The sequence below is a fragment of the Devosia sp. Leaf420 genome, from assembly GCF_001425445.1.
Classification (GTDB): Bacteria; Pseudomonadota; Alphaproteobacteria; order Rhizobiales; family Devosiaceae; genus Devosia.
This window is the reverse complement of sequence record NZ_LMQU01000015.1, coordinates 36,347-60,575: the sequence shown is the minus strand read 5'-3', so window position 1 is coordinate 60,575 and position 24,229 is coordinate 36,347. Positions and strand designations below refer to the sequence as shown.

The window sequence follows — 24,229 nt, the reverse complement described above, 5'->3', positions numbered from 1 at the left end:
ATGGCGCCCGGCATGATATAAAATCATACCCCTATCAGAATCCGGCGTGCATGGTTTGGTCGGGTTCGAGGCTAAATGCCCCTCTGTTTGGGGAGGATGGCGCAGCGCAAAACGGCGCCTATCGTCCCGGATTCATGATCAGCACTGCAGCGCCGCCCCTGGCGCATTTTGGAGCATTTGAGATGGAGCTTGCGACTGCCGTAGGGCTCGTTGGCGCAGTAGCCTACCTGGCAGGCTATGCGTTGATCCAGATGCGCGTGCTCTCGATCGATGACGGCCGCTATGCGGCGCTCAACGTCCTCGGGGGCGTGGCCCTGATATACTCGCTGATCTGGAATTTCAACCTTGGCTCGCTTTTGACCCAGGTCGCCTGGCTGATTTTCACCGTCGTCGGCTATCTCCACAGCCGCCATCAGCGCCGGAAAAGCGCGAAGCCCGCGACCATTCAGGCGCCGGCCAATGACGAGACGCTGCCGCCGACCGAGGTCGCAGCTTAAGCCTCGTTATTGACGTTATTGGCGATGAGCCAATCGGCGACTTCGCGGGTGATGCGACGTTGATGCCGATCGGCGGGGCGCATGAGATAGAAGCGCCCTTCCGATTTCATCGTGTGCTCATGCATGGGCACGAGCGTGCCGGCTTCTAGCTGCTCACGGATGAGCCAGGTCCAGCCAAGCACATATCCCCCACCCTGCATGGCGGCGGCGACGCAGAGGCCATAATCGCCAAGGAGCCAGCGGCGTTGATCCGTGGGCGCGGTGAGGCCGGCGCTGCGCCACCAATGTGGCCAATCCTGCCATTCGCGCAGGGTTTCCTCGATGCCGATGATGACGGGATCGGGCACATCCATCAGCGGGAGAAAGCCAGGCGCTGCGACGGGGACGATTTCTTCGCGGCCGAGGACGATCGTGTTGACCCCAAGCGGCTTTTCACTGCGGTAAAAGACGGCGAGATCGAACTCGTCGAGCCGCAGGTGCATGATGTCGTCGGTGACTTTGAGGCGCAGTTCGAGCCCGGGAATATCGTGCTGCAGTCGCGTGAGGCGCGGCATGAACCACTGATCGGCAATGCCGCGCGAACAGGCGACAGTGATCTGGCGAGCGCCCGTCCAGGTACGCACGCCATCGGTGACGGCGGCAACTTCACCCAATACCCGCGAAATGTCGGCCGCATAGGCCTCGCCGACCGGGGTCAGACGGACGCCGTGGACGGCACGGGCAAAAAGCTTTGAGCCGATAAAAGCTTCGAGCTTGCCGATCTGGCGGCTGACGGCGCTCTGGGTCAGACCAAGCTCAAGACCGGCCCGGGAAAAGCTGCCAAGCCGCGAGGCGGCTTCGAAAACGACCAGGGCATTGAGCGGCGGCAATTTGCCGAGCTTGGACATCGGGAATGGGTTCGCGCTTCGGGGTGTTGTACCTCCGATTAGCACAGGCAGGCGCGGCGCCGAAAGAGAGCCGCGTCAAGACTGCTTTCCGCAAATGCCCGCGATGGCGATGAGGACGCGGCGGCGCGCGGTTTCGGCATTGTCGCCGTAACGGTCGATGGCCCAGGAGAGCGCTAGGATCAGTTCATAGATCTCGTCAGCCGTGACATTTTCCGCAGCTTGTCCGGCCGCCAAGGCGAGTTGAAGCAGGCGATCCGTTTCGTCGATCAGCGGCTGGTTCGACGCACTGAGCGAGCCGCCGGGCTCGGCATGGGCGGAGGCGAGGCAATAGGGCAGATCGTGCCAGATGCGCAATTGCCAGGCGAGGCTGACCAGCCACGCGCTGAGTGCTTGACCGGGCGGTAGCGTTTCGGAAAGCACCCTGCCCTCTGCCAACGCCGTCTCGAAACTCGATTGAATGATCTCGACGAGCAGATCGTCGCGCGTCGGAAAATTGCGATAGAGCGTGGCATTGCCTACGCCGGCCAGCGCGGCGATGCCGTCGAGCGGGGCCATGACACCCTCCGCCTCGAATGTCTGTCGCGCCGCCGCCAGAATCGCATCGCGGTTTTTGAGCGCATCGGCGCGGGGTTTCCGGGCCTTTTCCGTGCTCGCCAAGTCAGCCTCTTAAAAATAACGCCACACCACCTTGCTTAAGTGGGTAGTGTCCCCATTTAATTTTCGGGGATCGTCCCCACTTCATATAGAGAGCTCACATGGAAAAGTCACTTGATGGTCGCACGGTGTTTGTAACGGGCGCCAATGGCGGTTTAGGCGAGCAGTTCGTTCTGCAGGCGCTGGAACGCGGTGCGCGAAAAGTCTATGCCGCCGCACGGAAACCGCGAAACTGGGAAGATGCACGTATCCAGCCTTTCGCGCTCGACATAAACGATCCGCAGGCCGTGACCGACGCTGCGACGGTTGCTGCCGACGTCGATCTTCTCGTCAACAATGCTGCCATCGCGCCGGAAAACGACTCGCTGGCGGGTCCCGAAGAAAGCCTCCGGCGCATTCTCGAAACCAATCTGTTCGGCAATCTGCGCGTCGCCAACGCTTTTGCGCCTGTGCTCGCGACGCATGGCGGCGGCACCATTTTGAACGTACTATCGGCCGCATCCTGGATCGGGCTTGGCACCGGCTATTCCGTTTCGAAGGCCGCCATGTGGTCAGCGACCAACGGTCTGCGCTTCCAGTTGCAGGACCAGAAGACGCAGGTGATTGGCCTATTGGTCGGCATGATCGACACGGCCATGTCCGCGCGTTGGGATGTGCCCAAGGTCAGCGCGGCAAGCGTCGTGTCGCAGGGCTATGACGGCGTTGCCAATGGCGCACTCGAAGTTTTGGCCGACGACGACACCCGGGGCTTAAAATCCATGCTGAACATGAAGGCCGAGGAGCTTTATCCGATGTTGCATGCGCAGCTTGCCGGCTTCAAGGCCTAGGACGGACGGTTGCAGCTCATCGTTCCGGCTTCGGCCGGGACGGCGAACTTGCGCCCGCGGCCGAAGCCCTGCACAAATGCGAGAATTGCGTGGCACATCAAGGGGCAACGACCTGCACAAGGGCAAACTTATTCTCACAACCATGGGGCTGATCGGCGTCGCCGTGATTGCGGCTTTCGTTCTCGATCGTCTCGGCGTCAATGCGAGCCAGGAGGTGGTCGTCGGCTTTGGTGCGGTTTGCGGTCTTTTGGCCTGTGGATTGGCCTTTCGGGGCAAGACGGCGTCTCTGGCAAGGTTGGCGATGGTCTTTGTTTTTGCGGCCGTGGTTCTTGCTGGACCGGTGACGGCATTTTTCGTGGCATTCGGCCTGGCGAGCGGCTTTGGCGGGCTCTCGGCCTTGGCCGGGACATGGGGCAGCCCCGGAATGGACGGCGTCCTCGGCCAAAGTCTTGTTTGGGTGCTGATCGGGACGGTCGGTTTTTTCGGCTTCATGAGCCAGGCATGGGCCCTGTTGCGCGCGTTTGGCGTTTTTGCTGACGCGAGACGCGGAGCTTAGGCCGCATCATGCATATTGTCCTTGGAGCGCCGGGTCCGGGGAAATCAACCGTCATTGCCTTGGTTGCGAGCCAGCTACCACAGTGGGTTGTCTTGGACTGGGATGCGCTGATGAAACCAGCGGGCTTACTCGCCGGCGCTGATATTCCGTCGACACCCAGCACTTGGACCACTTATGCAGCGCTCGTGCGCACCATGGTGGAAAGCGTGGGGCCGGATCGGGTGGTGTTATTCGGCGTCCAAACGCCGGACGAGATGGTTGATTGGCCCGAAGCGACGTGGACTTTGCTGGACTGCGCGGATGACGAGCGCCAGCGCCGCCTTGAAAAGCGCGGCGAACATGCGCCAGGCATCGTCGAGGCGATCGAGGATGCGGCGACTTATCGGCGGCTGGGGATTTTTACGATCGACGGGACCACACTGACGCCGGCCCAGGTCGCACGGAACGTCATCGAGCGAGTGCAATCACTCGGATAAGCAGCGCCAACAGGTTCTTCGCTTAACCTGTGACGCCTTTCGTTTTCGTTCGCTTTTCTTTCGATTGGGTCTATAACCGATTCCAGTGGCTGGCCGAATGACTGTGCCCAAGCAGCGGCTGGCTGGGGAGCAATTTTGAAATGAAAAAGCAATCTCGCCTGTTCCACCTGGGATGGGTGGTCATCCTTATCGGTGCGCTTCTCGCGCACTTTATCCAGACCTCCGGCGGCATCAGTATTCGCGATATACGCTTCAACGGCGCCAATGGTCAGGTTCTGAGCGGTCTCCTGTATGTGCCGCCCGGCGTGACCGCGGAAAACAAGGCACCCGGCATTCTGGCGGTCCATGGCTACATCAATAGCCGCGAAACCCAATCGGGCTTTGCCATCGAATATGCGCGCCGCGGCTATGTCGTGTTGGCGCTCGATCAATCGGGACACGGCTATTCCGATGCGCCCGCCTTTGCCAATGGCTTTGGCGGTCCTGCCGGTCTCGCGTATCTCCGCAGTCTCGACATTGTCGACACCAACAATATCGGCCTTGAAGGCCACTCCATGGGTGGTTGGACGGTGCTGGCAGCGGCTGCGGCCATGCCGAACGATTATAAAGCGGTGGTTCTCGAAGGCTCCAGCACCGGCGCGCCCTTTGCGCAGGAAGGCTCGACCACCTGGCCGCGCAACCTTGCTGTCGTATTCTCGAAATTCGACGAATTCTCGCCGCTGATGTGGAACGTCGATCGGGCGCAGGACGTCGTGTCGAGCCCGAAACTGCAGGCCGTATTCGGCACGACCGATGCGGTGGTTCCGGGCAATGTCTATGGCGACATTGCCGCCGGCACCGCGCGCATGCTGCAGACCCCGAACACGACCCATCCGGGCGATCATATCTCGCCCGAAGCCATCGGCTATTCGATCGACTGGTTTGCCCAGACGCTTGAAGGCGCCAAGCCCATTCCCTCCTCGGACCAGATCTGGCTCTGGAAGGAAATCGGCACGCTGATCGCCTTTGTCGGCTTCATCATCTTGCTCGCCGGCACATTTGAAATGCTGCTGTCGACTGCGACCTTCGCCCATCTGCGCCAGGCGCCGGTGGCAACGGCGCATCGCAGCCGCACGGCCAAGTGGTGGATCGGGTTTGCGCTCAGCGCCTTCATTCCGGTGCTGACCTATTATCTGTTCCTTTATTGGGGCGGCCAGCTTCTGCCGGGTTCGGCGCTGTTTCCGCAGACGATCACCAGCCAGATCGCTTTCTGGGCGGTGCTCAATGGCGTCATCGTCTTCCTGATCGGCTTCGTGTTGCGGGGCGAAAAGGTTTCGGCGCGGGGCAATGTGCTCGGCTCGATCCTGATTGCGCTGGCGACAGTCGGGATCGGCTATCTCTTCGTCATCGCAGCCGATTTCCTCTTCAAGATCGACTTCCGGTTCTGGGTCGTTGCGTTGAAGCCAATGAGCCTCTTGCAGGCCAAGATCGCGCTCGTCTATCTCGTGCCGTTTACGCTGTTCTTCGTGCTGGCCCTGCGTGGCCTCCACACCGGCCTGACGGTGACGGGCGACAGCCGGGCCAAGCAGTATCTGAGCAATATCGGCGCACTGGCGATGGGGTTCCTCGTGTTTCTCGTCGTTCAATATGGCTGGTTGTTGATCAACGGACACCTCCTGAGCCTCAACGAGCCGCTCAATACCGTTGTCGCCATCCAGTTCCTGCCGCTGATGGCCATCATCGCGTTCCTCTCGACGTTCACCTATCGGAGGACCGGTAGCTATCTGCCGGGCGCGCTGATCAACTCGCTCTTCGTGACTTGGTATATTGTCGCGGGGCAAGCAACGCAGTTCCCGGTCAGCTGAGGCTGGGACAGAATGACGAAGGGCCGGTCTCGCGACCGGCCTTTTTGTTTTGATGGGTTTAACTAGCTGCCGAAAATATAAGGCGGCAGGCCGGGCGTGGCGACGCGAAAGCTGACGATGCCGTCATGGCCGGGTGCGGCGAGGCCGGAATCAAGGCTTGTGACGAAGACGGTGCGCAGGTCCGGTCCGCCAAAGCAGGGCATGGTCGGCTTGGCGATGGGCAGATCGACCCAGTCGAGCAGATTGCCATCGAGATCGATGCGATTGATGCGGCTGCAGGAGGGCGCGGCTGACCAATAGATATCGGTGATATCGAAGGCGCCGCCATCGGCGCGCCCGTTAGCGAGATCGTGTTCGCGCAAGCGGCGCTTGTTGGAAATGGCGCCGGAGGACGGATCGAAGTCCCAGCGATCGATGAACATCTCGCCCTGCGAATCCGAGTGGCACATGGTTTTCCCGTCCTTGGTCCAAGCCAGACCATTGGAGGTAGAAAAGCCTTCGGTAAGGAGGGTGACGCGACCGGCGGCATCGACGCGGTAAAGTGCGCCCTTCGGCTGAGGCGAGCGATCCATGCTGCCGACGTAAAAGGCGCCATCGGGGCCAACCTTGCCATCGTTGAGGCGGCTGACTTGGGGCGGCAGATCGATCGACGCCAAAACCTCGCGGGTGCCGGTCTCGGGGTCGAAGAGGATGACGCTCTTTGATAGGGCGACGACGACCCCCCCGCCTGTGGCGAGGCCAAAGCTGGCAACCTCGTCGCCCAAGGACCACTCCCGCCTTGCGCCGCTTTCAATATGAAGAGCGTGGATCTTGCCGGCGGGGATGTCGCACCAGAAAAGCTCGGCGGTTGCGGCGTTCCAGGTTGCGCTTTCGCCTACCCCGAAGCGCTCACGGATGACGAAGTCAACGGGGCCAGTTGCAGCGTTCATCGCGGTTCACCCGTCTGGTGTTCAAGGTTCCAATTGCGATAGCGCCGGCGGCCATTATCGAGATGGATACGCATGCTATCGCGCGCCAGTTGCGGCTGGCGATCAGCGATAGCATCGGCGATGGCCCGGTGTTCTTCCTGGATTTTCTTGAGAAAACTGATCTGCTCGTCGCTATCGGCAAAGGCAGCGCCAAGGGCTTTGCGCGGGATCAGGCGCTCGCCGAGCTGATCGACGAACTCGACGAATTTCGGATTGCCGGTCGCCTGGGCAATCGAGCGGTGCAGCGCCCGATCGGCGTCGCTCGCCATAGCCTTGTCCTCGATATGCCGAGAAAAGCTCGTCATGGCCTGTTCGATCCGCAGGAGATCGGTTTCGTTGCGCCGCTCAGCAGCAAGGCCGGCTGCTTCGATTTCGACGCTCATGCGCAATTCCATGAACTCGATCACATCGGCAATATCGTTGGGTGATCGCATCACGAGCGAGCCGGGAGCCGGCGACGGCGCTTCGCTGACATAGACGCCCGAACCGCGCTTCGAGACGAGCCGGCCCTCTGCCTGCAAGCTAGCAGTGGCTTCACGCACAACGGTCCGGCTGACACCAAACTTCAAGCACAGCTGTTCGGCTGTCGGCAGTTTGTCGCCTGGCTGCAAGTTTTCGGACGCGATGAGGCTGATCAGCCCACCCTTGACCGTATCCGTCAGCCGCGCCGCACCCTGCCGCATCATCAACCCACCCAGAATGTGATGTCTTCGAGCCCCTCAGCCTAGAGAAGGTGGCCCGAATTCAACTTGTAGCACCGGCAAATATTTCATACAACTTTTTCAAAGTTCACACAACTCTGGATCATCGATGTATGTAGGAACCCAGCTTAGCGGCAAAGACGTGGAGCGTCTCGGCGACGGCTACCTCCGGCAACTGGGCCAACTGGGCCTTAAGCACGTCTGCATCGACCCGCCGGGCAATCCCTATGAATGGACGCGTGATGTCATCGCGCGCCATATCGAGCGGCTCGACAAGCACGGGCTCGTGCTCGATATGGTGCAGTTGCCGATGCCGTCTTCGGGTATCGGGACCCACCAATCGCCGGGCGTCGTGCTGGGTAACTCGCCCGAGCGCGACCGCGAGATCGATGGCATGTGCACCATCATTCAAAATCTGGCGGCGCTTGGTGTCCACGCGACCAAATACAATTTCAACCTCCTGGGCATTCCGCGCACGCCATCCGAGCGCGGCCGCGGCGGCGCTATCGTCCCGACCTTCCGGCATGAGCAACTGACCAATAGCGATGAGCTGACCGAAGCCGGAAAAGTCAGCGCCGAGCAGTTCTGGGAGCGGATTACCTATTTCCTCAAACGCGTCGTGCCGGTGGCGGAAGCCGCCAAGGTCCGCCTCGCCTGCCACCCGCACGATCCGCTGACCCCGCCGGGCTATCGCGGCGTCGAACAGCGCGTGCTGGGCAATGCCGAAGGCCTCAAGCGCTTCGTGCAGATTGCGGAAAGCCCCTATCATGGGCTCAATTTCTGCCAGGGCACGATCGCGGAAAGCATGGAAAATCCGCGCGCTGAAATCGACGAAGTGATCCGCTGGTTCGGCAGCCGCGGCAAGATTTTCAACGTCCATTTCCGCAATATCAAGGGCGGCCGCTATTCCTTCACCGAGGTTTTCCCGGACGATGGCGACATGAACATGGCCCAGAGCTTTAAGGCCTATCACGAGAGCGGCGTCGACTGCATGATCATGCCGGACCACATGCCGGAGATCGATGGCGAGGCACCCTTCGAGACGGCATTTGCCTTCGCGTTCGGCTACATCATCGCCCTGTTCCAGGCCAATGGGCTCGATCCCTACGGCCATTGATCTAGAACCAAAGATATGAAAGGCCCGGTATCTTGCGATGCCGGGCCTTTTGCTGAGTAGATCAGCGGTGGTGCGTCGCGATGAGATCGGCGAGTGCACTCGGTCATTGGATCAGGGAGCCACCACCCCAGCGGTCGGATTAGTACTATTTCATGGAATTAGTATGATCGCAAATGCGGTCGACGGCGATGCGCATCGCCCGGAGCCATTCCCCTGAAGCGCTGGTCGCAGTGCGCAATTTCAAAGCACCGCGGCGTTGAGAGATGGTATGTCTGGCCGCACACCGCAGGAGCGGAGGATAAGAGCTTGAACCATCTGCTCGCGGACTTTGATATCGGCCTGTTGCTGACCTTCGATGCCATGCTTCGGGATCGAAACGTCACGCATGCTGCGGCACGGCTTAACATTACTCAGTCGGCGCTGTCGGCACGGCTGACGCGTCTCAGGCAATTGCTCGGCGATCCGCTCTTTATTCCATCAAATTCAGGCCGGGGCATGGTCGCATCGCCCCATGCATTGGCCTTGGCGCCCGACCTGGCGAGCCTTCTGGAACAGCTCAGCGATTTCATCGGCACCGCGCGGGTCTTTGATCCCAGCGTCAGCAGGCGCATCTTTCGCGTGGCCGCAACCGATAACCCGGTTTCGATCCTGGCGCCCGACCTTATCCCGCTAATTCGAAGCGCGGCGCCTGACGCGCGGATTGCCTTTACTGTACCCAACAAGGCCCGGATTGCCGAAGACTTGGAACAGGGAGAGGTGGACGTCTTCATCGGGGTCAACGAAGACGCGGCGCCTGGCCTGATGGCGCGCAAACTGTTCGAAGAGGCATTCGTGACCGCCTATCGGCATGGCCATCCGCGAAATCCGGGGCCGATGACGCTCGATGAATTCTGCGCTCTCGATCATCTGCTCATCTCCACCAGCGGTGGGCACTTTTCAGGGATGATCGATCAGGCGCTGACAGAGCTTGGTCGGGCAAGGCGGGTCAGCGTCTCTGTGCAAAGTTACGCATTGGCACCGCTGATGCTGGCCAGCACCGATCTGATCTGCACCCTGCCCCGGCGGTTTCTGCAGCGGTTTGAGTCCATGCTCGAGATCATCGAGACCCCGCTCGATTTGGCGCCATTCGAAATGACGATGTTTTGGCATCCGCGAATGAACGCGGATGCTGCCCATGTCTGGCTACGCCAGCAAATTCTCTCGACGGCAAGGGCCGGGCTTTGGCCCTGACGTAAGGCTCAGAACTGCTGAAGCAGGTAGTCGCCCACCTTTTCGGACTTCGGGTCGAAGAGGGTGTCGAGGCGCGAATTGAGGACGTAGACCCCATTTCCGGCCTCGACCGCCGCGGTCGGCATCGAGAGTTCACTCTTTTCGCTGCGCGTGATGGTCGTAGATTTCCAGCCATCGGTGGAGGTCAGTTCGACTGTCCGATCAGACCCCAGGTTCTGGACGACAAGCAGGTGTTCTCCATCGAGGAGATGAATACCGTCTGCGCCAAGCAGTGGCTCGGGCAAGGCCACACTCGAAATGTCCGTTGGATCGGAGAGGCTCACCCGGAACAGTTCGCCGCTGTTGTATTTGCCGACGATTAGATAGCCGTCTTCATGCACGGCAATGCCGTTGAGATTGAAGCCGTCTTCGGACCAGAACTGTGGGTCTTGCGCAAAGATCGACGCCTTCCCCGATGTGTCGATCTTGTAAATGATCGGCGCGAAGCTGTCGGTCACATAGGCATTGCCCGCAGCATCGAGCGCGATATCGTTGGCAAAATGCGTGCCTTGGCTGAGCGCGCCGAGATCGTAATAGTCCTTTGGCGTGCCGGATTTGGCGTCATATGTCGCGACGCCAGCGAGTTTCCCTTGGGTAGCTATGCTGGTGCGTGCCCCGGCTCCGGGATCGGAATTGGTCACCCAGAGCGTATCAGTCTGATCATCGACCAGTAGCCCCACGGTCGAGACCAGCTTGTCGTCGGCGATAAACGGCGTGTAGGCGCCGGTCCGGTCGAGTTTGGCGACCAGCCCTTGAGTGACGGAGCCGAGCAGGAATACGTCCTGTTCGGCCGAAAAGGTGAGGCTCTCGGGATAGGAGCGGTCCGAGGCGAAGCCGATATCGGCAGCCGTGGTGGGCACTGCCAGAGAGAGAAGAGCGGCGCTTGCAACGCCGGCGAGCAAAGTGCAGGAGATCATCATGCGGTCCTTTCGATCATGATGCCCATGATCTAGGACACGCTCCGCCAGGCTTGAAACGCGGCTCGGCGATTGGAGCTATCGATCAAATCGATGGCTTACTGAGATCAAATGCAGGGGCAGCTATCGATCTCAGCGATAGCTGCAAATCTTCGTATCGATTTCCGGGTCAGGCGCCGCGGGGGCATCTTCGGCCGCAGATGAGCCCGAAACCGCGGCTCAGACAGGAGACATCAATGCTCGATTTCTATTTTCACGCGACGCCGAATTCGATGAAGGTTGCGGTGTTGCTGCACGAACTCGCCCTCCCCTTTTCGGTCAAACCGGTGGACATCTTCAAGGGCGAGCAGCACCTCCCTGGCTTTCGGGCGATCAACGCCAATGGCAAGGTGCCGGCGATTGTGGACGGCGACACGATCGTCTTCGACTCTCACGCCATTCTGCTCTATCTGGCCGACAAGCACGGCGCTTTCGTGCCGACAGACCGGCGCGACTATGCCGCCATGCTCTCATGGCTCGAGCTGGTCGCAACTGGGCTTTCGCCCTTCTCCGGCCAGGCCATCCATTTCATGCATTACGCTCCCGAGCACCTGCCCTACGCCGTCAACCGGTATACCAAGGAAGTGGCGCGGCACTATGAGGTGCTCGACGACCGCCTTGGCAGCGCCCAGTATCTAGCGGGGGAGACCTATTCGATCGCTGACATGGCTCTTTGGGGATGGGCCGCTTCGGCAGGCTTCATCTTTGGCGATGCAGGGCTCTCGGCCTATCCCAATGTCCAAAGGTTCATGACGGAAATGGCGTCGCGTCCCGCGGTGCAAAAGGCGCTGGAGCTGAAAGCGGCTCACACATTCAAATCCGACCTCGATGCAACTTCGCGCAAGGCGATGTTTCCGCAAAACGAGAGCGATGCAGCCTAGCGTTTTTCGGATTTCGGGCCACCGTCTCCAACTTTGGCCGCGAAATCGACCAGTAGGCGAGCGAGTTGTGCGGGCTGTTCCTGCTGGATCCAGTGCCCCGCACCTTCAACGAACGCGACATCCCTCAGTTGCGTCGTTGATGTAGTTTGCATTAGGTCCAGCGCACCGGGCGAAATGTAGGGTGCCCAATCCTTGTCGCCGCCAATAAAGAGCGATGGCACATCGAGCGTCCGGCCGGAAAAGAGACGCAGCTCGGCGCCGAGTGCGGGGTCGGACAGCACACGGTAGCCTTGCATCGCGCCTTGGAAGCCGGTGCGCGAGAATGCCTCGACATAGACATCGAGCTCAGGCTCGGTGAGCCAGTGGGCGGCGGCAACCTCTGCGTCTGAAGGACGGAATGGAGCGACGTTCTCGGGCATCGTCTTCCCCTTTTCCATCACATAATAGGTGGGCAGTGCGGCGAATGCTTCAGGACTTGCGGGGCTGAGCGGATGCGGCGCATTGCCGGCCCAATCGGCGCTTTTGACGTGAAAGAAGGTCCTGAAAAACTGGCGGAGGCCCTCTGGTGCATTTTGCGGATCATCACTGGCGCTGCGCGATGCGAAATAGTGCTGATAAAGCTCTCGCGGTGGATCGAGCGCGGCAAGGCCGGCCGCCAATTGCTGCACCGGGGACTGTGCTGGCTGGGGCTGCGGGGCTTTGTCGGCGGTGTCGAAGGGAAAGGCCGGCACGCCGGGAAAGGGCGCGCTCATCAGGACGACTGAAGGAAACACATCGGGGCGGGCGATGGCGCAATAGGCCGCGATGGGCGAGCCGAAATCGTGTCCGACCAGCATGGACGTGTGGGAATAGCCCAAGGCCGCAACCAGGGCGAGTGTATCGCGCACCATGTTGAGAATGCCAAAGGGCGCGAGAGGCGCATCATAATCGGCCGACCATCCCGTGGTTTGACCATAGCCGCGCTGATCGGGCGCAACGACGTGGTAGCCGGCCTCTGCTAGGAGCGGCATCACATGGCGCCAACCATAGGCGAGATCCGGAAACCCATGGAGAAGCAGCGCCAGCGGGCGTCCGGTCTCCTTATGCCCGGCTTCAAGAATATGAAGATCGAGGCCATTTACCGCTGGGATCATTCGCGAGCGAATTGCCGCCGGCAGCGCGCCCTGAATATCTGTGAAATCCATTTGATCGGCACCTCTCTCATAGGCGGTAAACGCGTCGAGTTGCGTGAGCCAAACAACTATGGCGATCACCATACTATGGCGGTTGGTATAGTATGGTCAAGGCTCTTGTGGTAGGACACCGTATGACCCGCAAAACCGACGCCCGTGAAAATGCCATCGCTGCAGCTATTCGCCTGTTTCGTCTTCAGGGCTATACGGCCACCGGCCTCACCCAAATCCTTGAGGAAAGCGGGGCGCCCAAGGGTTCGTTCTATTTTCATTTTCCCAAGGGGAAGGTGCAGTTGGCAGAAGAGGCGATCGATCGCTATGTCGCGCAGCGCATTGCCGTTATTCAGGCAGTGTCGGCGGAGACAACAGGCGATGCGCTGGGCTTTACGCAAAGGCTGATTGGGTCGTTCGCCGCCGACATGAAGGCCTCCGACTTCCGATATGGATGCCTGATGCAGAACCTTGCTAATGAACTGCCGGCCCTCGATGCCGACCTCACACAACGGGTGGCCCAAGGCTTTGCGACCTCGACCGAGATCATAAGGCGGCATTTCGAGGGGTGCGGGCTGAGTGGCGGGAAGGCAAGGTCTGCGGCAGCCGCGCTGGTGGCCTCGCTCGAGGGCGCGCGAACGGTCGCGCGGCTCGAGCGGAGCCCAGCAGTGTTCGAGGCACTGTCCGAAATGGCCGCTCAGCAATGGGCCGCCTAGTCGCACAGCGACTTTGAGGAGGTGTCGCCTTCGCCTTTCCTATTGAGCCGGCAAGCGCGCCAGCCAGGCTTGCATCTGGCGGATTTCCACCTGCTGCGTAGTGATGATTTCCTGAGCAAACATCTTGATCCAGGGATCATTGGCATATTGCTGGGCGACCCTTGCCATCGCGACCGCGCCCTGATGGTGCGGGATCATGCTGCACACGAAGGCGGTCTGAAAATCGGTCGGCGTCATGCCACGCATCATATCCGAATGCATCGGCTCCATGGTCTGGAGCAGCGCCGCATGGGCAGGATCGGCATTGGCTGCCATCATGTCGATGTGCTCCTGCATCGAAGCGCCACCATGGTCGGCACTGGCATCGCCGCAAATGGGCGGCAGAGGGAGTTGAGCCGCAGCCTCCGCAGGCTGATCGCGCACGAACAGCGCACCGACAAAAGCGACCGCCAGAATTCCTGCCGCACCCCACTTCATCACGTCCATTTTCTCAGACTCCTGGGCCTCGTTGCTAGCCCGACTATGCCGCGCCCATTTCCCGAGCCGTTTGATCGAGATCAAGGATGCATGGGCGATGCACGTTTATGCCGGCCTCAGCTGCAGTCGTTGCAGAACTGATGGAGTCGCAAGTGATAGTGCACCAAGGAACCGTCGCCACACTGCGCAGGGGGGCTGGACGCCGGCTTTCCCTGGGCCTACCGCTCGGCGTTCTTCTCGCGGGGTTCGGCGCCGCAACGCCCGCTTATGCCCATGTCAAATGGTTTGCACCCTACGTGGTGGGCGCTGCGCCTGCCCCGATCACCAGCACGCTGGCCAATGGCTGGTTCTGGCTCGGTATTGTGCTGGTCCTTGCCTTCTTCGCGGCAACGGTCGTCATTGCAAAAGGCAAGTTTGGCAGCGCGGTCAGCAGCGGACTTGACTGGGCGAGCGCGCCGCTCTGGACCCGGTCGGACGATTTCATGCGGGCCATTATCGGTGCCTTCTTCGTCGCGATCTTTGCCGTTGGCGGGGTTTATCTGACGCCAGACCTGCAAACGCCCAATGAGTGGGTCTCGTGGCTGCAATTGCTGATCGCGCTGCTGGTATTCTCGCGCCGGACCATGCCGCTGGCTGCGGCGGGCATTATCGGGCTCTGGGTCATTGCGCTGCGCGACTATGACTTCTTCCACCTGCTCGACTATCTGGCGCTTGGCGTCGGCGTCGCCGGATATCTGGCGCTTGCCAGCGCTCCGGAGAGCAAGTGGTATAAGCACCGATTTGCCGTGCTTCGCTGGGGTGTCGCCATTGCGCTGATGTGGTCGAGCCTTGAAAAGTTCGCCTATGCCGAATGGTTCTATCCGCTTGTCGAAGAACGGCCCTACCTGACCTTCGGCATGCCGCGGGACACGTTCATTCCCATGGCGGGCGTCGCTGAATTCACCATGGGTTTTGGCCTTCTTTGGACGCCGTTGATTCGCCGACTGTCGGCCGTGGCGCTGCTGGTGATTTTCACCACCGCGGTCTATCCCTTCGGCCGTATCGATCTCGTCGGTCACGCCCTGATAATGGGCACGCTGTTCCTGATAGCTGCCGATCCGACGCCATCGGGCCCACGCCTCAAAACGCTGATGCCGGCAATTGGCGCAGTGCCTGCGGGTCTCCTCGCTGCCATGGTGATCATTGCGGGAAGCTATTGGGGGCTACACACGGTGTTCTACGGCGATGCCGTGCGGACAGAACCGCTGGCGCCCAATACCGAACTCCTGACGCATATGCCGAACGCCGAACAACCCCATGGCATGGTGCACTCGCCCCAGCCCTGAGCACTGAACCCCAGCAACCCCGCTTCGGCGGGGTTGTTTCGCTTAATGGCAAATGGCTACCGATCTCAGCGGCGCTTTTGGCCGATTGAGCCGGCGCCGACGGCGACGAGAATGAGCGCGCCGACAAGAACCTGACGGATATAGCTATCGACGCTCATCTGGGTGAGGCCATTGTCGAGGACGCCCAGCACGATGACCCCGACGACAGTGGCGAGAATGCGGGGCTCGCCGTGACGGCTCATGGTGGTGCCGAGAAAGACCGCGGCGATGGCATTGAGCATGAGGCCACTGCCCTGGACCGGATTGGCCGAGGCGACGCGGCTCGCATACATCAAACCGCCAGCGGCGGCGGCAAGACCAGTCAACGAGAAGGCGATGAGCCTGAGGCGCTTGACGGCAATGCCGCTCAGATGAGCGGCTTCCATATTGCCGCCGATGGCGTAGAGGCGGCGGCCGAAGGTGGTTTGCTCGAGAAGGACCCAGACCGCGAGGATTACCACGATAGCGATGATGGAGAGATTGGGGAGGCTGATGGCGACGCCGCCCCATTCGCCGAGCGGAATGCCGGCGCGGGCGAAATTGCCAAAGTCCTCGGGGATGGCGCGGCCCGAAATGGTCTTGCCGCCGCTGACAACAAAGGCGAGGCCCGAAAACATGGTCATGGTCGCCAGGGTCGCGATGAACGGGAGGATGCCGACAAGGCTGACCATGGCGCCATTGAAGGCGCCGCCGAGGAGGCCGACCAAAAGCGAAACCGAAACGGCGGCCCAGATCGGTTGACCGGCGACCATCATCAGGGCTGCGACGATGCCTGCAAGGCTCGCGGCAGAGCCGACCGAAAGATCGAAATCACCCATGACCATGACGACCGTCATGCCGGCCGCGACGACCATCAGCATGGAGGTCTGCTGGGTGATGTTGAGCCAGTTGCGCGCCGTCGGGAACGTGCCGGGGAGCATGACGGAGAAGAAAACGAGGATGGCGACGAAGCCGATCAGGGTGCCATAGCGGCGGATGAAGACCATGTTCTTAGGCAACCATGCCGGTGGTCCGGCCATAACAGAGATTGACGAGATCGTCTTCGCGCAGACCTGCGGCGTCGACAATGGTGGTGATGGCGCCATCGCGCATGATGGCGATGCGATCGCAAAGGCCGATCAGTTCGGGGAGATCGGAGGAGACGAGGATGACGCCAGAACCCTTGGCGGTGCGCTCGCGGATGATGGAATAGATGTCGAATTTGGCGCCGACATCGACCCCGCGGGTGGGTTCTTCGAGCAGCAACAAACGCGGATCGCCCGCGACCGCCTTGGCGAAGACGACCTTTTGCTGATTGCCGCCGCTCAGTTCGATGACGTCCTGACCCGGACCGACGGCTTTGAGGCGCATATTGGCGCCGAGGTCGGCGGTAAAGCGCTTTTCGCGGTTGGGGGTCAGCCAGGTACCGGCGCTGCTCTGGCGCTTGAGGTGCGCAAGCGTGATGTTCTCGTAGATCGGCCGGCGCATGATGAGGCCTTCGGCGCGGCGTTCGCGCGGGACATAGGCCACGCCGCTTTGCCAGGCAGTAGCGGGGGAGAACGGCGCATAGGGCGCGTTGCCGAGGGACATTGTGCCCGCGGTCATGCGGGCATCGCCGAAAATGGCGCGGATGAGTTCGCTTTGGCCGGAACCGGAGAGGCCGGCAATGCCCAGAACTTCGCCTTCGCGGAGAGAGAAGCTGGTGGGTTTGAGGCCGGGGCTGACGAGGTTAGTGGCTGAAAAGACGGTGGCCTCGCGCGGCGCGACGACGGCCTTGGGATAGGCTTCCTCGACTTTTCTACCGATCATCAGGGCGACGAGATCGTCGTGGGTGATGTTGGTCAGGGCGCCGCTATCGATCGAGCGTCCGTCGCGCAGCACGGTGGCTTTGTCGCAAAGCATCATCACCTCGTCGAGGCGGTGAGAGACGTAAAGAACCGAGCTGCCGGAGGCGCGGATTTCGCGGAGGACGCGGAACAAGCGTTGGCTCTCGTCGGCGGTGAGCGCGGCTGTGGGCTCGTCCATGACGTAGAGTTTGGCATCGTCGAGCAACGCGGCGGAGATGCGGACGAGCATCTGATCGCCAAGACCGAGCGTGCCAAGGTTCTGACGCGGGTCGATATGGTCGATGCCCAAACGATCCAGCGCGCGCTGAGCCTGACGGTTCAACTCCGCCCAATCGACGAAAATGCCGGCGCGGCGCGGATAGCGGCGGCCCATGAAGATGTTTTCGGCGACAGACAGGGTTGGGACGACGTTGAATTCCTGATGGATAAAACGGAGGCCCAGGCGATATGCAGCCTTGGTCGACTCGATGCTGACCGGCGTGCCGTCGATCGCGATATCGGCCGTGTCCGGAGCGACGACACCGGCGAGGATTTTGATCAGCGTCGATTTGCCAGCGCCATTTTCGCCCATAAGGGCGTGAATTTCACCTGGCGCAACGACGAGACTGGCCCCGGACAGGGCCGGAACGCCGGCATAGGCCTTGGTGACGGATGTGGCGGAGAGAAGCGGGATGGGAGGGGCCATAGCCGGCCCCTGCCCTAAAGCTGTTTCGGACAAGTGACCAATTACTCGGTGGCGTTAGCCTTGGTGATCAGCTTGGTAGGCACATAGGTGACCGACTGCAGGATTTCTTCGCCAGCCAGTACGCGGGCAACGGCATCAGCCGTGGTCGCGCCGATGCCGGAAAAATCCTGGGCGACGGAGGCTTCGAAATTGCCGCCGGCGGCGATGGCTTCGCGGGCCTGGGGATTGGCGTCGATGCCGGTGATGACGATGCCTTCGCCGGAACGACCGGCGTCTTCGATGGCCTGCAGCGCGCCGAGAGCTGGCTGATCCCATGCCGCCCAGACGGCCTTAATGCTGCCCGGCTCGGGATTGGCGGCGAGGATCGCTTCCATCTTGGCGCGGCTATCGGCAATGCCGCCATCGGCGACGTCCGGGGTCACGCGATCGAGCACCTTGATATCGGGATAGTTGCCGAAGACCGCATCGGCGACAACGCCGCGGACCTGCACCGGCGGGAAAGCCTCGAAGACGAACATGACGACATTGCCTTCGCCCTTGATGCGATCGGCAACATAGGTCGAGGTTTCGGCGGCCATGGCATAGCCATTGGACGTCACATTGGTGACGAGCAGCGGATCGGCGCCGGCATCCATGCCGAAGACGGGAATGCCGGCATCCTTGGCGGCCTGGAGACCAGCGGTCACCTGGGTCGGATCGACATTGATGACGATGGCATCGACGTTCTGGACGACGAGATCTTCCATACGGCTGATGACGGCGGCAACATCGCCGGCCGTATCGATCACATTGACGTCCCAGTCATTTTCGTCGGCGACGGCCTGGAAGGCTTCGACGTAAAACTGGGTGCCGGGCTGAGCCATATAGGGCGTGACGATGGCGACCTTGGCCTGAGCAAAGGCAGCGCCTGTGCCAAGAGCGGTCGTCGCGAGAAGAATACCGGCTAAAGCCAGGGTGGATTTATTGAGCGACACGAGACAGCCCTCCTGCTATCTCCGCCAGCGGGGCAGCGGGCGGTTGTTATCCTTGTGCTTCAAGGCACTATAAGGGGCGCCTGCCGGACGGCAAGCTGGATTCGGGGGAGAACGGGCATGGAATTTTGCCTGATCGGGATCGACATCGGGACAACGGCAACCAAAGCCACATTGATCGATGCATTGGGTCAGCAATTGGCAAGCTTCGAGCATCCCCATTCCACCTTTCGTACCAGCCCCGGCATGGCCGAGCAAAGGCCGGAAGATTGGCTCCGCGGCGTTTTCGGCGCACTTGGACATTTCGCCGAAATGGTAGAACCGTCGCGGTTGATAGGCATCGGCCTGACCTCGCAGGTCAATTCCCACGTCTTTGTCGATGCGCGGGGAGAGACGCTGCGGCCCGGTATCACCTGGCAGGACACGCGGGCGGCGGACGACGCGGCGCAGCTCGACCGACAGGTGAGCATTGAGCAAAAAAACGCGTGGTTTGGCGGACCGGTGCCGATCGACGCCAGTCACGCCCTCTCCCGCATGGCCTTCGTCGCCCGGACGGAGCCGCAGAATTGGGACGCAACGCGGCATGTGCTGTTGCCCAAGGATTTCATCGCACTCAAGCTGACCGGTGAAGTGGCGAGCGATGCGGTCGCGGCCGTGGGGCTGGTCGATACGGCTGGGCGCTATGTCGATGCGCTCCTCGCCCTCGTCGATTCAGCCGCGGCCAAACTGCCACCGCTTTACCCGTTTCATCATCAGGTGGGGCGCATGGATGCCGGGCTCCCCTTTGCCGGCACCCCCGTTATGGTTGGCGCCATGGATGCCTGGGCAGGCATGTTCGGCTGCGGTGTCGTTGCCAATGGCGATGCCATGTATCAATCGGGGACCAGCGAAATCCCCGGTATCGTCTCGGATACGGTTATCCCAACGGCGGGCGTAATCCTGTTTCCGCCCTATGAGGGTATCCGCATGCATGCCGCGCCAACCCAATCGGGTGGCGCGTCGATGACCTGGCTCGCAACGCTTCTTGGCCGCTCGCCGGCAGACTTGATCGAACGCGCTTCGACGGAGACGCTCACCGAGACCACACCGATCTTCTTGCCGCACCTCGCTGGGGAACGCGCGCCCATTTGGGACGCCTCATCCCGGGGCGTTTTCGCGCGGCTCGATACCAATTCCGGCCCCGAGCAACTGACGCTCGCGGTGATGGAAGGGGTGGCGCACTCGGTGCGCTGGGCGTTCCAGGCGCTGGAAGGTTCAGCGGGCATAAGCCCCGAACGCATCCGCATTAGCGGTGGCGGCGCGCGCTCCGATATCTGGTGCCAGATCCGCGCCGACGTTCTGGGAAAAACCCTGACTCGCACCAGCATTCCCGCTGCAGCCGCGCTTGGCGCTGCGATCATCGCGGGCGTGGGGAGCGGAGCATTCCCATCGCTGCCGGATGCGGTGCGCAGGCTCGTCCAATTCGAGCGCAGCTTCGAGCCGGATCCTAAACGCGTCAATTTCTATACCGACCGTTTTGAACACTATCGCGCGCTCTATCAGGACCTGCGGGCGTTCAATCAGCGATTTGGATAGCCGATGGTGCTGAACTTCAACTCAGCTTGTCGCCATCGATGATGGCCTGCACTTCGCGCTCGACCACATCGATGATGCGGCCGATGGCATCCACGGCGGCATCGGGGTTTTGAGCAAGGATTGCGTCGGCCAGATCGCGATGGATCGGGAAGGAATCGAGGCCGAAGGCATCGGCCGAAAAGGGTGACTTGCCGCCACGCTCGAGGGCATCGTCGAGATTGACCAGAAGCTGGCCATACATGGGATTGCCGGAAGCGTCGTAGATGGCGCCGTGGAAAGCGTGGTCGGCCTTGCGCCAAGGGAGGCCGGCATCGACATCGACGAGCAGCGCCGTGCAGAGACGCCCAATGTCTTCGCGCTGGGCCGGCGTCGCTTTTATCGTCGCCTTGCGGACGACGTCGTTTTCAAGCGTCCGGCGGATTTCAAGGAGGCGCAGCAACGCTTCGCCTTCAAGCCGCACCATGGTGGGGACGAGGCCGCGCGAGGTCTGGACGCGTGCCGAAAGATAGGTGCCATCGCCGCGGCGGCGGCGGATGATGCCGAGGCCTTCCCAGCGGTTGAGCGCTTCGCGGATGGTGGAACGGCCGACGCCGAGAGTTGCCGCAAGCGAAACTTCGGGCGGAAGACGATCGCCAATCGTGAGGCCCGATCTCTCGACCATATCGGCAAGCGCATCGAGCACCGCTACGCCACGCGTGCGGGTTTCGAGCGGCTCGAGATAGTCGAGTGCTGCCTGGCTCACGGCGTCATTCCTTCACAGCGGCGCGGGCCACCTTTCACCACAGTTTGCCTACTTTGTCAGCCCTGGCTTGCTGCACGACCTCGCAACGATCCGAGATCGAGAAGCTCGGAGAGGGCGTCGATCAGCTTGTCCATTTGCGGCTTGGAATTGTAGCCCTGAACCGAGAGGCGGGCGATGCAATGGTCCTGCCATTTGAACACTGGAATTTCGACGCGATAGCGCTCGAAGAGCAGCTTGTGAATTTCGGCTGTGTCGCATTCGGGGATGGGCATGGCCACCATTTGCGGGGCCGAAAATTCCGGGCTGCTGAGCGGAGCAAGACTCGTCAATTCGCCAAGCCGGCGCGCAGTGTCCTGCGCCAATTGCCGACAATGATCGGCAATCGAGAGCCAGTCGTTTTCCTTCCGGAACGCGATCGCTGCAGGCACGGTGAGCCAGGCCGAGGGATCACGCGTGCCCTGAACCTCGATGCCATCGATGAATGGCGAATTGCCGAAGGCGCCCTGCGCGCCGGGCTCCTTGGACTCCTTGGTCCAGCCGTGACTGATCACGAGCGGATCGAGCAGGCCCTGCACTTCGGGGCGGGCGTGGAGGAAGGCCGAGCCCTTGGGGGTCATCATCCACTTATGGCAATTGCCGGAATAGAAATCGGCGCCGAGCGCATCGAGCGACAGTGGAATATGGCCCGGCGTATGGGCGCCATCGATGACCGACCAAATACCGCGCTTACGCGCCTCGGCAATGGACCGCGCGATGGGGAAGACCAAGGCGGTTGGCGAGGTAATGTGGCTGAGAAACAGGACCTTGGTGCGGTCGGTCATGCCGGCGATAATGGCGTCGGTAAAGGCGTCCTCGGAAACCAGCGGCATCGGCACTTTTACGACGACGATTTCGGCGCCGGTCTTGCGGCAGACATAAGCCCAGGTCTTTTCGAGCGCTGAATATTCGTGGTCGGTCGTCAGGATCTGGTCGCCGGGCTTGAGCGGGAGCGACTGCGCCACGACGTTGAGGCCGCTTGTCGCATTCATGACCGCGGCGATATTGGTTGGGGCCGCGCCCAATTCTGCCGCAACGGCCTCGCGCGGCGTGCGCATCAGGTCGTTGAGGCGGCGACCGAGGAATTCCACCGGTTCGCTCTCGAGCTCAAGCTGAAACGCCTGATAGGTTTCAAACACCGGACGCGGGCAGGCACCGAAAGAGCCGTGATTGAGAAAGGTCACGTCCTCGCGGATGAGGAACTGACGGGCGAGATTGTCGGACACGGTTAGCGGCCTTTCAGGGTCGGATCGAGCGCGTCGCGCAGGCCATCGCCGAAAAGCGAGGTCGCGAGCACGGTGATGGCAAGCGCGGCGGTCGGGAAGACGGCCAGGTGCCAGTAAAAGAACATGAAGTCGATGCCTTCATTGATCATCTGCCCCCAGGTCGGCGTGGGCGGGGGAACGCCGACGCCGAGGAAACTGAGGCTGGCTTCGAGCATCATGGCGAGCGGAATGGACAGCACGAAGCCAATGATGATCGGGCTGATCGAATTGGGGATGAGATGGCGCCGGATGATATACCAGGGCGAAGCACCGAGCGCCTGGGCGGCGCGAACGAATTCCTTCTCGCGGAAGGCCTTTATCTGCGCGCGGACGAGGAGGCAGACCTGCACCCAGCCAAAAAGTGCAACGATGAAGACGATGGTGCCATAACCACCGCGGGTGATCGCGCCGAGCAATAAGGCTGCCAACAAAGGCGGAACCACCGAGAATATCTCAATGACCCGCATGATGGTCCAATCGACGCGGCCGCCAAAATAGCCGGCAAGCGCGCCGAGAGGAATGCCGACGAGCACACTAAAGAGGGCGGCCGTGAAGCCGATGGTCAGGGAAACGCGCGCGCCATAGACGACGCGCGAATAGAAATCGCGGCCGAGATTGTCGATGCCAAACCAATGCTGGGCAGAGGGAAAGGCAAGCGCTTCGGTGAGGAAGCTCTGTGCCTCCGGGTCATAGGGCGTGATCAGAGGCGCAAAAATCGCCATCAGGATGAGGACCGTGAGCACCGCGCCGCCAACGACGGCGGCCTTATTCGAAAGAAACCGCCGCCAGGCAAACCAGAGCGGGCTACGCATACGGACGGCAGGAACCGGCGCGCTGATATCGGTCATTCGGCGCCTCCTACCCGGATGCGCGGATTGAGGAGCGCATAGGCGATGTCGGAGAGGAGATAAGCAATGCAGTACATAAAGGTGATGAGCAGCATCAGCGCCATCTGAAGCGTGTAATCGCGCACCTGGATCGACGAGACGAAATAAGCGCCGAGACCCGGGACGCGGAACATGGCTTCGACAAAGATCGAGCCCGTGGCCGTACCGATGAACATGGGCAGAAACACCGTAACCAGCGGAATGGCAGAATTGCGCATGACGTGCTGGAAGATGATGCGACGTTCGCTGAGGCCCTTGGCACGCAGCACGGTGACGAAGGGGCGATTGAGCGTATCGAGCACCGCCGAGCGCGTATATCGCGCATAGGTCGCGAGCGGGATCGCGGCATAGCAGGCGATCGGCAGGATCCAACGATTGGGCTGCGGCCAGCCGCTTGCCGGAAGCCAGTTAAGCCAGACCGCGAAGATCAAAATAAGAAGCATCGAGGTCACGAAGACCGGGATGGTGAGCCCAAGGGTCGCGACGGTCGAGGCGACATAATCGATCCAGGAATTGCGGTTCAGGGCTGCGGCCATGCCGAGCAGAATGCCGAGTGGCGCCCCGATCAGCACACCCAACCCGCCAAGGACTAGGCTTGGCACCCAGGCGCGGGAAATGAGCTCGACGACGGTTTCGCCTGGGCTCTGGAACGGCACCCCGAAATCGAGGTGCAGGACGCCCCACATGTAATTGAAATATTGCACATGCAGCGGCTGATCGAGCCCCCACTGCGCCATCATCTTGGCGCGGACGGCCTCGGAGACCGGCATGTCATTGGCATCGAACGGCCCGCCGGGCACGGAATGCATCATCAGGAAGATGATGACCGACACGATGATGAAGGTGAAAGCGACCGAGAGGACGCGGCGGATGATATGGCCTAGCATCG

25 protein-coding genes are annotated in these 24,229 nt (G+C 61.2%); 11 read left to right on the top strand and 14 right to left on the bottom strand.

Annotated elements, in window-relative coordinates; genetic code table 11:
* Positions 1 to 182 precede the first annotated feature (182 nt).
* Positions 183 to 497 carry a CBU_0592 family membrane protein gene (locus ASG47_RS19175; RefSeq protein WP_061911940.1) on the top strand — a complete coding sequence of 105 codons (315 nt, stop codon included), beginning with the start codon at positions 183 to 185 and terminating at the stop codon, positions 495 to 497.
* Here the strand turns inward: ASG47_RS19175 and ASG47_RS19170 are convergent.
* Complete coding sequence (locus ASG47_RS19170) at positions 494 to 1,384, bottom strand: LysR substrate-binding domain-containing protein (protein WP_061911850.1); 891 nt, start codon at positions 1,382 to 1,384, stop codon at positions 494 to 496. The two genes, ASG47_RS19175 and ASG47_RS19170, sit on opposite strands and share 4 nt — an antisense overlap.
* Before the next feature lie 75 nt (positions 1,385 to 1,459).
* The gene (locus ASG47_RS19165) at positions 1,460 to 2,041 is read right to left on the bottom strand and encodes a TetR/AcrR family transcriptional regulator (RefSeq protein ID WP_061911849.1); all 582 of its coding nucleotides are present in this window, start codon (positions 2,039 to 2,041) and stop codon (positions 1,460 to 1,462) included.
* Between the two features lie 98 nt (positions 2,042 to 2,139).
* Between ASG47_RS19165 and ASG47_RS19160 the strand changes: the two genes are divergently transcribed.
* From ASG47_RS19160 to ASG47_RS19145, 4 genes are all read left to right on the top strand, one after another.
* Positions 2,140 to 2,865: an SDR family oxidoreductase gene (locus ASG47_RS19160; protein WP_061911848.1), complete on the top strand. Its 726-nt coding sequence runs from the start codon at positions 2,140 to 2,142 to the stop codon at positions 2,863 to 2,865.
* Positions 2,866 to 2,941: 76 nt separating this feature from the next.
* Positions 2,942 to 3,421, top strand: coding sequence for a hypothetical protein (locus ASG47_RS19155; RefSeq protein WP_156464173.1), 480 nt, complete (start codon positions 2,942 to 2,944; stop codon positions 3,419 to 3,421).
* Positions 3,422 to 3,429: 8 nt separating this feature from the next.
* Positions 3,430 to 3,897, top strand: a complete 468-nt coding sequence (locus tag ASG47_RS19150) for an AAA family ATPase (protein ID WP_062629698.1) — start codon at positions 3,430 to 3,432, stop codon at positions 3,895 to 3,897.
* A 140-nt stretch (positions 3,898 to 4,037) separates the two neighbouring features.
* Positions 4,038 to 5,741, top strand: coding sequence for an alpha/beta hydrolase family protein (locus tag ASG47_RS19145; RefSeq protein ID WP_061911845.1), 1,704 nt, complete (start codon positions 4,038 to 4,040; stop codon positions 5,739 to 5,741).
* Between the two features lie 62 nt (positions 5,742 to 5,803).
* Here the strand turns inward: ASG47_RS19145 and ASG47_RS19140 are convergent, their stop codons facing one another.
* Both ASG47_RS19140 and ASG47_RS19135 read right to left on the bottom strand, forming a co-directional pair.
* Positions 5,804 to 6,670 (bottom strand): SMP-30/gluconolactonase/LRE family protein, encoded by an 867-nt coding sequence (locus ASG47_RS19140; RefSeq protein ID WP_061911844.1) that lies wholly within the window; start codon positions 6,668 to 6,670, stop codon positions 5,804 to 5,806.
* Complete coding sequence (locus tag ASG47_RS19135) at positions 6,667 to 7,395, bottom strand: FadR/GntR family transcriptional regulator (RefSeq protein ID WP_061911843.1); 729 nt, start codon at positions 7,393 to 7,395, stop codon at positions 6,667 to 6,669. Before ASG47_RS19135 ends, ASG47_RS19140 begins: the two co-directional genes overlap by 4 nt.
* 124 nt (positions 7,396 to 7,519) lie before the next feature.
* Here ASG47_RS19135 and ASG47_RS19130 point away from each other — a divergent pair, with 124 nt between their 5' ends.
* Positions 7,520 to 8,527: a mannonate dehydratase gene (locus tag ASG47_RS19130; protein WP_061911842.1), complete on the top strand. Its 1,008-nt coding sequence runs from the start codon at positions 7,520 to 7,522 to the stop codon at positions 8,525 to 8,527.
* A 306-nt stretch (positions 8,528 to 8,833) separates the two neighbouring features.
* The gene (locus tag ASG47_RS19125; protein ID WP_061911841.1) at positions 8,834 to 9,757 is read left to right on the top strand and encodes a LysR family transcriptional regulator; all 924 of its coding nucleotides are present in this window, start codon (positions 8,834 to 8,836) and stop codon (positions 9,755 to 9,757) included.
* Between the two features lie 8 nt (positions 9,758 to 9,765).
* Here the strand turns inward: ASG47_RS19125 and ASG47_RS19120 are convergent, their stop codons facing one another.
* Positions 9,766 to 10,716 (bottom strand): hypothetical protein, encoded by a 951-nt coding sequence (locus tag ASG47_RS19120; protein ID WP_061911840.1) that lies wholly within the window; start codon positions 10,714 to 10,716, stop codon positions 9,766 to 9,768.
* A 233-nt stretch (positions 10,717 to 10,949) separates the two neighbouring features.
* Between ASG47_RS19120 and ASG47_RS19115 the strand changes: the two genes are divergently transcribed.
* Positions 10,950 to 11,633 carry a glutathione S-transferase family protein gene (locus ASG47_RS19115; RefSeq protein WP_061911839.1) on the top strand — a complete coding sequence of 228 codons (684 nt, stop codon included), beginning with the start codon at positions 10,950 to 10,952 and terminating at the stop codon, positions 11,631 to 11,633.
* Here ASG47_RS19115 and ASG47_RS19110 read toward each other — a convergent pair.
* Positions 11,630 to 12,817 carry an alpha/beta hydrolase gene (locus ASG47_RS19110; RefSeq protein ID WP_244487141.1) on the bottom strand — a complete coding sequence of 396 codons (1,188 nt, stop codon included), beginning with the start codon at positions 12,815 to 12,817 and terminating at the stop codon, positions 11,630 to 11,632. The two genes, ASG47_RS19115 and ASG47_RS19110, sit on opposite strands and share 4 nt — an antisense overlap.
* A gap of 122 nt (positions 12,818 to 12,939) precedes the next feature.
* On the opposite strand from ASG47_RS19110, the gene ASG47_RS19105 reads away from it, so the two are divergent.
* Entirely contained in the window at positions 12,940 to 13,512 is a 573-nt protein-coding gene (locus tag ASG47_RS19105) for a TetR/AcrR family transcriptional regulator (RefSeq protein WP_061911838.1), read from the top strand.
* Between the two features lie 39 nt (positions 13,513 to 13,551).
* Here the strand turns inward: ASG47_RS19105 and ASG47_RS19100 are convergent, their stop codons facing one another.
* Complete coding sequence (locus tag ASG47_RS19100) at positions 13,552 to 13,998, bottom strand: DUF305 domain-containing protein (protein WP_061911837.1); 447 nt, start codon at positions 13,996 to 13,998, stop codon at positions 13,552 to 13,554.
* Positions 13,999 to 14,141: 143 nt separating this feature from the next.
* Between ASG47_RS19100 and ASG47_RS19095 the strand changes: the two genes are divergently transcribed.
* Positions 14,142 to 15,314 (top strand): hypothetical protein, encoded by a 1,173-nt coding sequence (locus tag ASG47_RS19095; RefSeq protein ID WP_244487140.1) that lies wholly within the window; start codon positions 14,142 to 14,144, stop codon positions 15,312 to 15,314.
* A 65-nt stretch (positions 15,315 to 15,379) separates the two neighbouring features.
* Here ASG47_RS19095 and ASG47_RS19090 read toward each other — a convergent pair whose 3' ends face one another.
* From ASG47_RS19090 to ASG47_RS19080, 3 genes are read right to left on the bottom strand one after another with little or no spacing between them, the layout of a single operon-like run.
* Positions 15,380 to 16,339, bottom strand: coding sequence for an ABC transporter permease (locus tag ASG47_RS19090; protein WP_061911836.1), 960 nt, complete (start codon positions 16,337 to 16,339; stop codon positions 15,380 to 15,382).
* A gap of 4 nt (positions 16,340 to 16,343) precedes the next feature.
* Positions 16,344 to 17,864: a sugar ABC transporter ATP-binding protein gene (locus ASG47_RS19085; RefSeq protein ID WP_061911835.1), complete on the bottom strand. Its 1,521-nt coding sequence runs from the start codon at positions 17,862 to 17,864 to the stop codon at positions 16,344 to 16,346.
* A gap of 41 nt (positions 17,865 to 17,905) precedes the next feature.
* Positions 17,906 to 18,838, bottom strand: coding sequence for a substrate-binding domain-containing protein (locus ASG47_RS19080; RefSeq protein ID WP_061911834.1), 933 nt, complete (start codon positions 18,836 to 18,838; stop codon positions 17,906 to 17,908).
* 117 nt (positions 18,839 to 18,955) lie between these two features.
* Between ASG47_RS19080 and ASG47_RS19075 the strand changes: the two genes are divergently transcribed.
* Positions 18,956 to 20,410: a xylulokinase gene (locus ASG47_RS19075; protein ID WP_061911833.1), complete on the top strand. Its 1,455-nt coding sequence runs from the start codon at positions 18,956 to 18,958 to the stop codon at positions 20,408 to 20,410.
* Positions 20,411 to 20,426: 16 nt separating this feature from the next.
* On the opposite strand, the gene ASG47_RS19070 is transcribed toward ASG47_RS19075, so the two are convergent.
* Genes ASG47_RS19070 through ASG47_RS19055 form a run of 4 tightly spaced genes read right to left on the bottom strand, consistent with a single transcriptional unit; the run spans position 20,427 to position 24,227 of the window.
* The gene (locus ASG47_RS19070; protein ID WP_061911832.1) at positions 20,427 to 21,152 is read right to left on the bottom strand and encodes a FadR/GntR family transcriptional regulator; all 726 of its coding nucleotides are present in this window, start codon (positions 21,150 to 21,152) and stop codon (positions 20,427 to 20,429) included.
* Positions 21,153 to 21,208: 56 nt separating this feature from the next.
* Complete coding sequence (locus ASG47_RS19065) at positions 21,209 to 22,414, bottom strand: aminotransferase class V-fold PLP-dependent enzyme (RefSeq protein ID WP_061911831.1); 1,206 nt, start codon at positions 22,412 to 22,414, stop codon at positions 21,209 to 21,211.
* A gap of 2 nt (positions 22,415 to 22,416) precedes the next feature.
* Positions 22,417 to 23,301, bottom strand: coding sequence for an ABC transporter permease (locus ASG47_RS19060; RefSeq protein WP_061911830.1), 885 nt, complete (start codon positions 23,299 to 23,301; stop codon positions 22,417 to 22,419).
* Positions 23,298 to 24,227, bottom strand: coding sequence for an ABC transporter permease (locus ASG47_RS19055; protein WP_061911829.1), 930 nt, complete (start codon positions 24,225 to 24,227; stop codon positions 23,298 to 23,300). The genes ASG47_RS19060 and ASG47_RS19055 overlap by 4 nt, the downstream gene beginning before the upstream one ends.
* Positions 24,228 to 24,229 lie beyond the last annotated feature (2 nt).

Bases quoted from the DNA above. Each gene is read 5' to 3' on its own strand.
- ASG47_RS19130 (WP_061911842.1), top strand. From the start codon at position 7,520: ATGTATGTAGGAACCCAGCTTAGCGGCAAAGACGTGGAGCGTCTCGGC.
- ASG47_RS19135 (WP_061911843.1), bottom strand. From the start codon at position 7,395: ATGATGCGGCAGGGTGCGGCGCGGCTGACGGATACGGTCAAGGGTGGG.
- ASG47_RS19105 (WP_061911838.1), top strand. From the start codon at position 12,940: ATGACCCGCAAAACCGACGCCCGTGAAAATGCCATCGCTGCAGCTATT.
- ASG47_RS19175 (WP_061911940.1), top strand. From the start codon at position 183: ATGGAGCTTGCGACTGCCGTAGGGCTCGTTGGCGCAGTAGCCTACCTG.
- ASG47_RS19160 (WP_061911848.1), top strand. From the start codon at position 2,140: ATGGAAAAGTCACTTGATGGTCGCACGGTGTTTGTAACGGGCGCCAAT.
- ASG47_RS19060 (WP_061911830.1), bottom strand. From the start codon at position 23,301: ATGACCGATATCAGCGCGCCGGTTCCTGCCGTCCGTATGCGTAGCCCG.
- ASG47_RS19110 (WP_244487141.1), bottom strand. From the start codon at position 12,817: ATGGATTTCACAGATATTCAGGGCGCGCTGCCGGCGGCAATTCGCTCG.
- ASG47_RS19120 (WP_061911840.1), bottom strand. From the start codon at position 10,716: ATGATGATCTCCTGCACTTTGCTCGCCGGCGTTGCAAGCGCCGCTCTT.
- ASG47_RS19150 (WP_062629698.1), top strand. From the start codon at position 3,430: ATGCATATTGTCCTTGGAGCGCCGGGTCCGGGGAAATCAACCGTCATT.
- ASG47_RS19155 (WP_156464173.1), top strand. From the start codon at position 2,942: ATGCGAGAATTGCGTGGCACATCAAGGGGCAACGACCTGCACAAGGGC.
- ASG47_RS19090 (WP_061911836.1), bottom strand. From the start codon at position 16,339: ATGGTCTTCATCCGCCGCTATGGCACCCTGATCGGCTTCGTCGCCATC.
- ASG47_RS19085 (WP_061911835.1), bottom strand. From the start codon at position 17,864: ATGGCCCCTCCCATCCCGCTTCTCTCCGCCACATCCGTCACCAAGGCC.
- ASG47_RS19115 (WP_061911839.1), top strand. From the start codon at position 10,950: ATGCTCGATTTCTATTTTCACGCGACGCCGAATTCGATGAAGGTTGCG.
- ASG47_RS19170 (WP_061911850.1), bottom strand. From the start codon at position 1,384: ATGTCCAAGCTCGGCAAATTGCCGCCGCTCAATGCCCTGGTCGTTTTC.
- ASG47_RS19100 (WP_061911837.1), bottom strand. From the start codon at position 13,998: ATGGACGTGATGAAGTGGGGTGCGGCAGGAATTCTGGCGGTCGCTTTT.
- ASG47_RS19055 (WP_061911829.1), bottom strand. From the start codon at position 24,227: ATGCTAGGCCATATCATCCGCCGCGTCCTCTCGGTCGCTTTCACCTTC.
- ASG47_RS19145 (WP_061911845.1), top strand. From the start codon at position 4,038: ATGAAAAAGCAATCTCGCCTGTTCCACCTGGGATGGGTGGTCATCCTT.
- ASG47_RS19075 (WP_061911833.1), top strand. From the start codon at position 18,956: ATGGAATTTTGCCTGATCGGGATCGACATCGGGACAACGGCAACCAAA.
- ASG47_RS19140 (WP_061911844.1), bottom strand. From the start codon at position 6,670: ATGAACGCTGCAACTGGCCCCGTTGACTTCGTCATCCGTGAGCGCTTC.